We start from the raw sequence: 12,087 nt of genomic DNA on the forward strand, positions 1-12,087 counted from the left end.
TATTCTAGGAAATTACTCTAATAATTTTTAAGTTATGACTGCTAATATTCCTAAATTTGACACCATTGATAACATCAAAAAAGCTCAAAATTATCTTTTCTCCCTACAACAAAATGATGGTCATTGGTGCGCCTATTTAGAGTCTAATGTTACTATTACTGCCGAAGCTGTTTTGCTTTATAAAATTTGGGGTGTCGATAATCAAAAACCTTTACATAAAATTGAACATTATTTGCGATCGCAACAACGTAATCATGGAGGATGGGAATTATATTACGGAGACGGAGGAGATTTAAGCACATCCGTAGAAGCCTATATGGCGTTAAGATTATTAGGAGTTAGTATCGATGATAATGCCTTAATAAAAGCAAAAAAATTTATTTTGAGTAAAGGTGGTATTAGCAAAAGTCGTATTTTCACCAAATTTCACCTTGCCTTAATTGGTTGTTATGATTGGCAGGGAGTGCCTTCTATTCCACCTTGGATTATGTTATTACCACAAAATCCCTTTTTTACCATCTATGAAATGTCAAGTTGGGCAAGAGGTAGCACAGTACCTTTATTAATTGTATTCGATCAAAAGCCTATTTTTGCCATCGAACCGAGAATAAAATTAAATGAATTATACAGCGAAGGCATTAATAACGTAAAATATGAGATGCCTAGTAATGGAGACTGGACTGATATATTCGGACAATTAGACAATTTATTTAAACTAGCAGAAGAATGGAATATTGTACCCTTTAAAGAGCAAAGTATTCAAGCAGCGGAAAAGTGGATTATTGAAAGACAAGAAGTTAGTGGAGATTGGGGAGGCATTATTCCTGCGATGCTTAACTCACTTTTAGCCTTAAAAACCCTTAAATATCATAGAAACGATCCCATAGTAACACGAGGATTAAATGCCGTAGAAAATTTTGCCATTGAAACCCATGATGATTATTTAGTACAAGCCTGTGTTTCACCTGTATGGGATACCGCTTGGAGTTTACGCGCTTTAGTGGAATCTGGTGTTACTCCTAATCATCCTAATCTGATTAAAGGTGGAGAGTGGTTATTAAACAAACAAATCCTTGATTATGGCGATTGGGGAATTAAAAATCCCGAAGGAAAACCGGGAGGTTGGGCGTTTGAGTATGAAAATCGTTTTTATCCCGATATGGATGATTCGGCGGTAATTGTCATGACATTAAATCAGCTAGAATTACCTAACGAAACCTTGAAACGAGAAGCCATTTTCCGTTGTTTACGGTGGATTGAAACTATGCAATGTTATAATCACGGTTGGGCTGCTTTTGATATTAATAACGATGCAAATTGGTTAAATTTTCTTCCTTATGCTGACTTAAAAGCAATGATTGATCCTGCAACGGCTGATATTACTGCTAGAGTATTAGAAATGGTGGGAAGTTGTGACTTATCCATCAAAGGCAATAAAATTCAAAATGCCATCGCTTTTTTAATCAAACAGCAAGAAGAAGATGGTAGTTGGTTTGGACGTTGGGGAGTAAACTATATATATGGTACATCAGGAGTTTTATCTGCCTTAGCCGTCATCGCACCTCAAACTCATAAAAATAACATTGAAAAAGCCATTAATTGGTTAGTTAGTTGTCAAAATAGTGACGGTGGTTGGGGAGAAACTTGTGATAGTTATAAAAATTCATTTTTGAAAGGAAAAGGAGACTCAACACCTTCTCAAACTGCATGGGCATTAATTGGTTTATTAGATGGTGGTAATGCTATTAATAAATTTGCAGAAAATAGTATTAATCAAGGGATAAACTATCTTTTATCTACTCAAAATGACATAGGCACATGGGAAGAAAAGCAATTTACTGGCACGGGTTTCCCCGGACATTTCTATATTAATTATCATTTATATCGTCATTATTTCCCTTTAATTGCCTTGGGTAAATATGCTAAGTTTTATCTTGCATAGAATCAATAAATAAGTAATTTTAAGGTATTTTATATTATGGCAAATGTCTTGATTAATCAATATCGTCGAGATTTAGAAACCAGAATTAGATATGGTGGTAGTCGTAATGAAAGCTCAGTTAGATTTGCTTTTGCTACTTTATTAAATGGTTACTGTAAACCTCGTAATTTTATCTTAGTTGATGAGTTAACAATTAAGAGTCGCATCAATACTTCTATTCGCCCTGATGGTATTATAAAAGATGCTTTACGCCTTGACTGGGGATACTGGGAATCTAAAGACGAAAAGGATAGTATAGACGCTGAAATTGAGGCTAAATTTAAGAAAGGATACCCCACTGATAATATTTTATTTGAGGATACTAAAACCGCCGTATTAATCCAAAATGGTGATGAATCTTTACGGATTGAGATGGAAAATGATGATGATTTAGACAAGTTAATTAACCAATTTTTAGACTATGAAAGGGCAGAAGTAAAAGATTTTCGTCAGGCTATTAATTCTTTTAGTCAAGATTTACCCACTATTTTAGATACTCTCAGAAATTTAATTGATAGTCAATCAGGGGTTTTATCCCCCCACACCCTTAATTCTGGGAATCGCCCCCCTGCCCCCAATACTGGGGGAGTAAGAAAAGCATTGGAAGTTCCCAATGTTGGGGATTTAGGGGCGAAAATCAGCCCCCATGCCCCCAAACTTGGGGATTTACGGGCTTTAAAAGTTAATCAAAAATTTATTGAGGCAAGGGATAAATTCTTAAAAGTATGTCAAGAATCTATTAATCCAGACATAACTATTGATGATATTAGAGAGATGATTATTCAGCATATTTTGACTGAAGATATATTTAATAATATTTTTAATGAAGGGCAATTTCACCAAGAAAATAACATCGCTAAACAATTAAATGAAGTTATCAAAACTTTTTTTACTGGTAATGTTAAACGCAATACTTTTAAGACTATTCAAAGTTATTATAATGCTATTATTCGCACGGCTTCTAGTATAGTTAATCATCAAGAAAAGCAGAAGTTTTTAAAAGTAGTTTATGAGACTTTTTATAAGGCATATAACCCTAAAGAAGCTGATAGATTAGGTATAGTTTATACTCCTAATGAAATTGTTAAATTTATGGTAGAAAGTACGGATTATTTATTAACAACTCATTTTCAGAAAAGTTTAGGGGATAAAGGTGTTGAAATATTAGATCCCGCTACGGGTACTGGTACTTTTATTACAGAAATATTAGAGCGTTTATTGCCTAAAGATCTTGAATATAAATATCAGCATGAAATTCATTGTAATGAGGTTTCTATCTTACCTTATTATATCGCAAATTTGAATATTGAATATTCTTATCAGCAGATAAAAAAGCAATATTTAGAGTTTAATAATATCTGTTTAGTTGATACTTTACACCCAACAGATAAGGGAGAAAAACAGATGAATTTATTTGGGATGAATGAGGAAAATACTGAAAGAATTAAACGTCAAAATGAGAGAAAAATATCAGTTATTATTGGTAATCCGCCCTATAATGCCAAGCAAGAAAACTTTAATGATAATAACGCTAATCGTAAGTATGACAGTATCGATAAAAGAATAAAAAATACTTATATTAAAGAAGGTACAGCACAAAATCAAATCGTAGTTTATGATATGTACACCCGTTTTATTCGGTGGGCAACGGATAGATTAAATGATGAGGGAATTATCGCTTTTATTACTAATTCTTCTTTAATTGATGCAAGGGCTTTTGATGGTTTTAGAAAATGTTTAGAGGAAGAATTTAACTATATTTATATAATTGATTTAGGCGGAAATATTAGGGCAAATCCTAAGTTATCAGGCACAACTCATAATGTTTTTGGCATTCAAACAGGGGTAACTATTACTTTTTTAATTAAAATCAATAAAAAATCTAATTTACCTTGTCAAATTTATTATAATCGCCGTCCAGAATTTGACACTAACACCGAAAAGTTAGCTTTTATTAGTCAACATAAATTATAAAATATTATTGATGAATCAGAGTTAATAAAACCTGATAAAAAACATAATTGGATTAATCAAACAGATAATGATTTTGATGATTTAATTCCCTTAATTGATAAGGATGTTAAAGGGGGAAAAACTAAAGCAGTTAAAAATGAAATAACAGGCGAATTAGAAAATAAAATTTGTGATGAAGCAATTTTTCAATTATTTTCTGTTGGAGTTGAAACAACTAGGGATGATTGGGTTTATGATTTTGATTTAGATAACTTAGAGAAAAAAGTTAAGTTTTTTATTGAAAAATATAACCAATCTATTGATAAACAAAATAAAGATTTAACTATAAAATGGAGTTCATCTTTAGATAGATATTTTAACAGTAAAATAAAAGTTAATTTTGATAATAAATTAATTCACAATTCATTATATCGACCTTTTATTAAAATTAAACATTATGGAGAAAAAATATTAAATCATCGATTAACACAAAATCATTATGAGATGTATTCAGATAATTTAAAAGCTAAAAATATTGTAATTGTTTTTTCTGGGGTAGGTTCAAATAAGCCTTTTCATTGTATATCAAGTTTAAATATTGTTGATAGAGGTTTCATTGAAACTTGTCAATGTTTACCATTATATAGATATGAAAAAGGAGAGAGAATTGATAATATAACGGATTGGGCGTTAACAAAATTCAGAGAATACTACCATAACGTAAAACGGGCTTCTAGCCCGTCGGAGGATAACAGGCAGGATGCCTGTTTTACGGATAAAGAGAGTATTTTTTATTATGTTTATGCTGTTTTACATAACCCTAAATATCGGGAAAAATATGAGTTAAATTTAAAAAGAGAGTTTCCGAGAATACCTTTTTATGATGACTTTTGGCAGTGGGCAAATTGGGGTAAACAATTAATGGATTTACACCTCAATTATGAGACTATTAAACCTTATGAATTGAAAAGAATTGATATACCCTTTGAAATTCACGCCCCCTTTCCGATATTGGGGACTTCCAAACCTTCTCTTACTCCCCCAGAATTGGGGGCAGGGGGGCAATTATCAGTTAAACCGAAGTTAAAAGCGGATAAAATTAACCATAAAATTATCATTGATGAGGTAACAACTTTAACAGAAATTCCGCCTTTAGCATGGGAATATAAACTAGGTAATCGTAGCGCTTTAGAGTGGATTTTAGATCAATATAAGGAGAAAAAACCGAAGGATAAAACCATAGCAGAAAAGTTCAATAATTATCGATTTGCTGACTATAAAGAGAAAGTAATTGACTTATTAATGAAAGTAACAACTATTAGTATTGAGACTGTAAAAATAGTTAATGAAATGAATAAATTAAGCTAAATAATTAACATAAAACTCTTAATAAATATCTATTTTATGATTATATTTAGTTCATGATTATTTTTTTTCTTCCTCCACAGAAATTGAAATTTTATCAACTTTATTTTCCTTTTCTTTTTCAATAACTACTTGACGAAATCCTAAAACTACAAAAATATTTGATAAGGTTAAGAAAAATTCTGCGCTGCCATGTAACCAATCCACATTAGCTAAAGATGTTTGATAATGAGTTTCGGCATAAATTCCTGCTGGTATGGTAATGGCAACGAATAATAATAGTAAATAAAAGCCCATTAAAGCCATTTTAGGCACTTTTTGCGATCGCTGTAAAAACCATAAAAATCCGAGATAGGGAAATAAGGAAACGGCGAATAAGGTTTCTTTGCTAATAAAACTAATAGTAAATGATTCCATGATGTAAAAGGGTGATATTATTTGATATTTTAACATTTAATGTGAATAATTTTAAAGGATATTTATTATTAATAAAAATGAGGATTAATATATATATATAAATGCTATAATTAAATCAAAATAAAAGATAATTCACCATGGAAGAATTAATTAATAATTTAAGATTAGGACAAAAAGAATTAGCTCTGTGGGAAGGAGGAAAAATGGCAATTTCAGCAGTGCCAGGGGCAGGAAAATCCCATACTCTAGCCGTTGTTGCTGCCATTACTATTAATAAAAATAAACTTAATAATAATCGACAATTAGTTATTGTTACCTATACTCGCTCGGCTTGTGCAAGTATCAAAAATAAACTGAAAAAAAAGTTAGAAGAATTAAAATTACCTCCCATGGGTTTCACTGTGCAAACAATTCATGGATTAGCGGTGAATATTATCAATCGTCATCCTTTATTATCGCAACTTCATCTCGAAAATAGTACTTTAGTGGAAGTTACTCCTAGTCATCGTATTATTCGGGCAATAGTAATGGAATGGGCAAAAAATCATCCTGATAATTATAATTTACTCTTAAAAAGTAAAAGTCAAACTAAAAATTTTAATGAGGAAGAAAGTGAGATTTTACGGCGAGATTCAGTGTTATTAACGGAAGTTTTGCCTAATTTTGCTCATAATGTTATTCGTCAAATAAAAAGTTCGGGTTTAACAAAATTTGATCTTGATATATTACAAGATGATCCTAAAAATTCTTATCCTCTCATAGCCATGGCAAAAGGATTATATAAAGAATATCAAATATTGATGCAAAAAGAAAATTTTATCGACTATGATGATTTAATTTTAGGTGCATTAAGGGTGTTAGAAGAAGATAACCCAAGAAAAATGTGGCAGGAAGAAGTTTTTGCTGTGTTTGAAGATGAAGCACAAGATTCTAGCCCATTACAAGGAAAATTACTGGAAATTTTGGCTACTGATAGTAATAATGGTCAAGTTAATTTTGTCAGAGTTGGTGATCCTAATCAAGCTATTAACTCCACTTTTACCGCTTCTGATCCTGTTTACTTTAATCTTTTTTATCGCCAGTGTCAAGAAATGGGAAAATATGCCTCCATGAATCAGTCTGGCAGAAGTAGCAAAATTATTATAGATACAGCTAATAAGACTTTGAGTTGGGTTAATCAACAAATTAAACAAAAATGTGGGAATAAATCTCTCAATGACTTAAATTTAATGTTACCTTTTCAAGAGCAAAATATTGAAGTAGTGGGAAATGAAGATAAACAACCCTATGGAAATCCACCACCAGAAGGAAAAGGAGTGGAAATTTATCAACCAGAAGATATATATAAAACAGTGGAATTAATAGGTAAAAGAATTATTAAATTATTTACTACGGATAAAGCAAAGGAAAGTACTAATTTAGCAATTTTAGTTAGAGAAAATAAGCAAGGATTTTTTTTGCAAAAACATTTAGAATATTTAGAATTAGATTATAATATTAAAGTTAAATTAATCAATGATATTAATAACTCTACAGATATTCTTCAACAAATATTATCTATTTTACAGTTTATTTATTGCCCTCATTCTCCTCAATACCTCAAAAATGCTTTAGAAACTCTGCAAAAGAATAACTTAATTCAATCTCAAGATTTTAACGCTTTAAGTATTTATCCTGAAAAATTTTTATATCCTTCTCCCCTAGATAAGCCATTATCTAATCATAGTAAAAAAGCTCAAAATATTTGTTTAAAATTACTTAATTCTCGGTTAGAATTACCCCACTATCGATTAATTTCTTTTATTTCTTTTATCCTTGAATATAAAGATTCAAAATTAGCCACCACACAAAAATTAGGAGATAAAATTCATCGCCAAATTACCGAAAATAGCTCATTAAAAACCATGATTTCAACCTTACAAGAAATTATTAATTCAGAAAAATTTGAAGAGGTAGAAATCGATAATCAAGACATTTATACAAAAAATGGGCAAGTTACCATTATGACAATGCACAAAGCAAAAGGATTAGAGTGGGATTATGTCTTTTTACCATTTTTACAGGAAGATGTTATTCCGGGTAGCCCTAAGCCTTATGTATCTCAAGGTGCGAAATTTTTAGGTGATTTTAATTTACCCGATGTTACTCGAATGATACTGCGTTCTATTACACATCATAAACATTTTCCCGACAATCACCCTCCGATAACAAATATATCTGAAGCATCAAAGAAAAGTCATCAACTTAAACAAGCTGAAGAATACCGTTTATTATATGTAGCTATGACGAGGGCAAAAAGGTTACTTTGGATGTCTTCCGCTAAAAAAGCACCTTGGCGATGGAATTTTTTTGAAGATAACGATAACAAATCTCAGTTACAAATTCAAACACCTTGCCCCATTATTAATATGTTGGGTTTTACTTACATTAAGTAACTTAATACTTTAATTGTATTCTAATAATGCCCAATAACGAGAATCTTCGGGGAATTTAGCAAATACCATTATTTTACCTGAACCTATATTAATATTTCCAGCAAATACATCACCATATTTACTTAAATCATGCCATTGGTTAGTGGATTGATTGACTACTTTTACCTCTTGCGCTGATTTAATACGCATTTTAAAGTAAATATTTTGATTCTCATTTAAAGTCGCACTTAACGGTGATTCTAAATAACCATTATGCTCAGAAAAATGTTTAAAAGTCACGGGAAATTTATTTCCTTTTCCTTCTGCTGAAACTTCATAACTTACTATTAAAGGATAGTTATTACTGTCATCTTTAGGTTTAGCAAATATTTCTAATTTATAATCCCCTTTTTCGGGAAATGAAGCATTAACATTAATATTTTCTCCTTGTTTTTGTACAAATGTATAGTTTTCTATTAATTCATTTTCTCCAGTTTTTAAGTTTGCGATCGCAACTATATTTTTAGGAGCTTTTAAAGTAACATTAAGATTATTATCAGTATCAATATGTAAATTTTGATGACTAATTAATTGTATATTATTATCAAATAAAGCAGTGGAAATATCGGGGAAAGTATCAAATTGAGCACGGGAAAAAGGAGTTGTTAATAATTGCCATTGAGGATTTTCAGGGAAGTGACTATAAATAAAATGTTCAGGTTTTGTAGCGAAATAAAAAGGATTAAATTCAGCAATAAATTGATTATTATCAACAATACCAGCACCCCAAGTTGTATCAATTAAATACCAATTTCCATCAATTTTAACACCATTCCAACTATGATTAACTTGATTGTCTTTCCCAACAACATAATTTGTTCCTTTACTATAACCCAAAACAATAACTGATTTTAATCCCATATATTCAGCTAATTGTTGATATAAATTAGCATAACCAGAACAAATTGTCGATCTAGTAGTTAAAACATTTTTAGTAGTAACATCAGGATAAATATTTTTATCAAATAAGTTAGCTAAAGCGACAACATCGTAACTAATATTATGAGTTATCCAAGTGTAAATTATTCTTGCTTTTTCTTCATCGGTAGTAGCATATTGACTTAAAATATTAGCTAATTCTTTAACAGAGTTACCAGAATATTTGACATTTATAGCTAAGTTATCAATCCTCTGAAAAGTTGTATCTCTAAAATTTTTCTGATTCGTTATAACAACAACAGATTCATCAGTTTCTGTGACAAATTCTTGAGTTAAATTTTTAAGGGAATTAACCTCTAAATTAAGAGAATTTAAAAAACTTAATATCGGTATTAATTGGGGAGTTTGAGAAACTTTATTAACTAACTGAGGTTGATTTTTTATAGCAAACAAGATGGATAAAATAGAAATCCCAAACCAGAAGACAAAAGTTAGATTTTTATTATTATTTTTTTTGTAACGTTTTTTACCTTGATTTTTGCGTTTTTGCCATTCTTGATATTCTCTTTGTGTTGCCATAAAATATAACCAGATTATTAATAACTTATTTATGGATAATTTTAATCAATATATCTTTGAATTTTCAGCATCAAAAATTTTCTAAAACTACCATAATAATATTTTAGCTTTTATCTTTAATTTTAGGTTAATTTATAAACCAATTTTATTTTGAAAACAAATTTCTTGAATAAATAACTTTAATTTTTGTTTAGCGAGGAGTAGTTTTTCTTCGTCAAATTCAAATTCTTGTAAACTAGCAAAAAATTGGATATATTCGGTATCTAATACTATCCGAAAAGCATTTAGTTTCCATAATAAATCAGAAGTAAAACGCAAATCATAGATATTATTTTTATCATGGAAATAGTTATTACTATTATCATCTAAATTAACTAAAATAACAGGCCTAACCCAACACATTTGACGGGAAGAAATAACATCGATAACTTCACAGTAAAGAGATTTATCTTGATTATCTAAACATACTATTTGACTAGGTATAAAAGTTGACATTGTTATTTATTAATAATCTTTTCAAAGATGATTTACCTTAAAAACTTAGTAATAATTTTACTAAATATATCTATAATTTTTATCAATGATTTATGAGAATTTTTGCATTCTTAACCCCCATTGAGGAAATTAACTGATTATTTTATTCCCATCAAATACCATTGCTATAGATTGTTAATTGTTAATTATTAAAAACTTCTAAATCAAACAATAAAGTAATAAATAATTATTAAATTTAAGAAACAACATAAGCAGATTTAAGCGCCCAAATAATTAACCCTGCAATACTGCCAAGAATAATAACAGCTGAGATAGCCACAATAATAGGCTTGTCTGCACCGTCAAACTTCATGATGCCACGATTTAAGTCAGACATAAAAATCCTCTATGATACAATACAAAATTAATGATTTCCTTGTTTATAGATTAGCTCAAAAAAGTTTATAACTATGGAAACTGAGAGGAAAATTCAATATTCTTAACGTTTTTCTCACTATTTACTCTAAAACAAAAAAACCCTTGATTTATAAGTATTTTTCCTATCTTCTAACTCCTATCTTCTACCTTCCCATTTCACAAAAAAAACCATGACACAATCCCTAATTACATTTCTTTAGAATAAACAAGATACCATAAGGTAAAATGAATTGCATAAAGCACTGATAGCAACAGATTATGTTTAAATTTCTCAAACAAGTAACCGATTATGCCAAAGAAACCGTAGAAGCGGCGAAATATATTGGGCAAGGATTTGCTGTTACTTTTGATCATATGAAACGTCGTCCTGTAACGGTACAATATCCTTATGAAAAACTCATCCCTTCCGAGCGATTTAGAGGTAGAATTCATTTTGAGTTTGATAAATGTATCGCCTGTGAGGTTTGTGTAAGGGTTTGTCCGATAAATCTTCCTGTAGTAGATTGGACGTTTAATAAATCCGTTAAAAAGAAAGAATTAAAACATTATAGTATTGATTTTGGAGTGTGTATTTTTTGTGGTAATTGTGTAGAATATTGCCCGACAAATTGTTTATCCATGACAGAAGAATATGAATTAGCTGCTTATGATCGTCATGAATTAAATTATGATAATGTCGCTTTAGGAAGACTACCTACAAAAGTAACGCAAGATTCCATGGTAACACCTCTGAGAGAGTTAGGATACTTACCTAAAGGTGTTATTGAGCCCCATGATTTACCTCAAGGTAGTCAAGGTGCGGGGAAAAATCCTCAAGACATAGTTAATAGTTAATAGTTGACAATTGACAGTTAATAGTTATTCAAAAAATAAATAATTGTTTAGCAACATTAGGTTATCTTAAAATCGTGGAAATATCTCAAGGTGTTCAATATGTAGCTTTCGTCATCCTTGCCATTATGATGATTACGACAGCTTTAGGCGTAGTTTTACTCAATAATATCGTTTATTCCGCTTTCCTTTTAGGGGCGGTTTTTATGAGTATTTCAGGATTATATCTTTTACTTAATGCTGATTTTGTGGCAGCCGCTCAAATTTTAGTCTATGTTGGCGCAGTAAATGTACTAATTTTGTTTGCCATTATGTTGGTGAATAAAACAGAAGAATATCAACCCCTAAAAGGTAGATTACTTCGTCAAATCTCTACTGGTTTAGTTTGTTTTGGTTTATTCGCTTTATTAGGCACGATGATTTTAGTTACTCCTTGGCAGTTATCGACAATTTCTCCTGCGGTAATCGAAAATACTATCGTAGCTATCGGCAAACATTTCTTCAGTGATTATCTTTTACCTTTTGAAATAGTCTCCGTATTGTTATTAATGGCAATGGTAGGCGCAATTATTTTGGCGCGTAGAGACTTAATTCCTGAAGCAAAACAAAACAGAGAAATTTATACAACTTCTTTGACTTTACCAGAGAAACCTAGAGATTTAATTTCTGCTAATAATGATAATAATTAATAATTAA

The 12,087-nt window shown here is 30.4% G+C and carries 10 protein-coding genes; 6 read left to right on the forward strand and 4 right to left on the reverse strand.

Annotated elements, in window-relative coordinates; genetic code table 11:
* The first annotated feature begins 34 nt into the window (after window positions 1-34).
* The 3 genes from shc to ACEW8E_RS09845 all read left to right on the forward strand — a co-directional run bounded on the left by shc (window position 35) and on the right by ACEW8E_RS09845 (window position 5,302).
* Window positions 35-1,942 (forward strand): squalene--hopene cyclase, encoded by a 1,908-nt coding sequence (shc, locus tag ACEW8E_RS09835; RefSeq protein ID WP_373480167.1) that lies wholly within the window; start codon window positions 35-37, stop codon window positions 1,940-1,942.
* Window positions 1,943-1,978: 36 nt separating this feature from the next.
* Window positions 1,979-3,955, forward strand: coding sequence for an N-6 DNA methylase (locus tag ACEW8E_RS09840; RefSeq protein ID WP_373480168.1), 1,977 nt, complete (start codon window positions 1,979-1,981; stop codon window positions 3,953-3,955).
* A 180-nt stretch (window positions 3,956-4,135) separates the two neighbouring features.
* On the forward strand, window positions 4,136-5,302 hold the full coding sequence (locus ACEW8E_RS09845; protein ID WP_373480201.1) for a type ISP restriction/modification enzyme: 1,167 nt from the start codon (window positions 4,136-4,138) through the stop codon (window positions 5,300-5,302).
* A 57-nt stretch (window positions 5,303-5,359) separates the two neighbouring features.
* On the opposite strand, the gene ACEW8E_RS09850 is transcribed toward ACEW8E_RS09845, so the two are convergent.
* The gene (locus ACEW8E_RS09850) at window positions 5,360-5,716 is read right to left on the reverse strand and encodes a DUF3593 domain-containing protein (RefSeq protein ID WP_373480169.1); all 357 of its coding nucleotides are present in this window, start codon (window positions 5,714-5,716) and stop codon (window positions 5,360-5,362) included.
* A gap of 137 nt (window positions 5,717-5,853) precedes the next feature.
* Here ACEW8E_RS09850 and ACEW8E_RS09855 point away from each other — a divergent pair, with 137 nt between their 5' ends.
* A complete protein-coding gene (locus ACEW8E_RS09855; RefSeq protein ID WP_373480170.1) occupies window positions 5,854-8,151 on the forward strand; it encodes an ATP-dependent helicase in 2,298 nt (765 codons plus the stop codon).
* Window positions 8,152-8,160: 9 nt separating this feature from the next.
* Here ACEW8E_RS09855 and ACEW8E_RS09860 read toward each other — a convergent pair whose 3' ends face one another.
* The 3 genes from ACEW8E_RS09860 to ACEW8E_RS09870 form a co-directional block, all read right to left on the reverse strand.
* Window positions 8,161-9,648 carry a transglutaminase domain-containing protein gene (locus tag ACEW8E_RS09860; protein WP_373480171.1) on the reverse strand — a complete coding sequence of 496 codons (1,488 nt, stop codon included), beginning with the start codon at window positions 9,646-9,648 and terminating at the stop codon, window positions 8,161-8,163.
* A 132-nt stretch (window positions 9,649-9,780) separates the two neighbouring features.
* Entirely contained in the window at window positions 9,781-10,143 is a 363-nt protein-coding gene (locus ACEW8E_RS09865; protein ID WP_373480172.1) for a hypothetical protein, read from the reverse strand.
* Window positions 10,144-10,378: 235 nt separating this feature from the next.
* Window positions 10,379-10,519, reverse strand: a complete 141-nt coding sequence (locus ACEW8E_RS09870) for a hypothetical protein (RefSeq protein ID WP_373480173.1) — start codon at window positions 10,517-10,519, stop codon at window positions 10,379-10,381.
* Between the two features lie 299 nt (window positions 10,520-10,818).
* Here ACEW8E_RS09870 and ndhI point away from each other — a divergent pair, with 299 nt between their 5' ends.
* Together ndhI and ACEW8E_RS09880 are read left to right on the forward strand one after the other, a co-directional pair.
* The gene (gene ndhI / locus ACEW8E_RS09875) at window positions 10,819-11,394 is read left to right on the forward strand and encodes a photosynthetic/respiratory NAD(P)H-quinone oxidoreductase subunit I (RefSeq protein WP_373480174.1); all 576 of its coding nucleotides are present in this window, start codon (window positions 10,819-10,821) and stop codon (window positions 11,392-11,394) included.
* A gap of 74 nt (window positions 11,395-11,468) precedes the next feature.
* Window positions 11,469-12,080, forward strand: coding sequence for an NADH-quinone oxidoreductase subunit J (locus ACEW8E_RS09880; RefSeq protein ID WP_373480175.1), 612 nt, complete (start codon window positions 11,469-11,471; stop codon window positions 12,078-12,080).
* The last annotated feature ends 7 nt before the right edge of the window (window positions 12,081-12,087 follow it).

Origin of the sequence: Geminocystis sp. (assembly GCF_041753295.1) — a bacterium.
Taxonomy (GTDB): Bacteria; Cyanobacteriota; Cyanobacteriia; order Cyanobacteriales; family Cyanobacteriaceae; genus Geminocystis.

What these genes read in the sequence shown, in the direction of transcription:
- ACEW8E_RS09865 (WP_373480172.1), bottom strand. Translation starts at nt 10,143, where the DNA reads ATGTCAACTTTTATACCTAGTCAAATAGTATGTTTAGATAATCAAGAT.
- ACEW8E_RS09840 (WP_373480168.1), top strand. Translation starts at nt 1,979, where the DNA reads ATGGCAAATGTCTTGATTAATCAATATCGTCGAGATTTAGAAACCAGA.
- ndhI (WP_373480174.1), top strand. Translation starts at nt 10,819, where the DNA reads ATGTTTAAATTTCTCAAACAAGTAACCGATTATGCCAAAGAAACCGTA.
- shc (WP_373480167.1), top strand. Translation starts at nt 35, where the DNA reads ATGACTGCTAATATTCCTAAATTTGACACCATTGATAACATCAAAAAA.
- ACEW8E_RS09860 (WP_373480171.1), bottom strand. Translation starts at nt 9,648, where the DNA reads ATGGCAACACAAAGAGAATATCAAGAATGGCAAAAACGCAAAAATCAA.
- ACEW8E_RS09870 (WP_373480173.1), bottom strand. Translation starts at nt 10,519, where the DNA reads ATGTCTGACTTAAATCGTGGCATCATGAAGTTTGACGGTGCAGACAAG.
- ACEW8E_RS09855 (WP_373480170.1), top strand. Translation starts at nt 5,854, where the DNA reads ATGGAAGAATTAATTAATAATTTAAGATTAGGACAAAAAGAATTAGCT.
- ACEW8E_RS09850 (WP_373480169.1), bottom strand. Translation starts at nt 5,716, where the DNA reads ATGGAATCATTTACTATTAGTTTTATTAGCAAAGAAACCTTATTCGCC.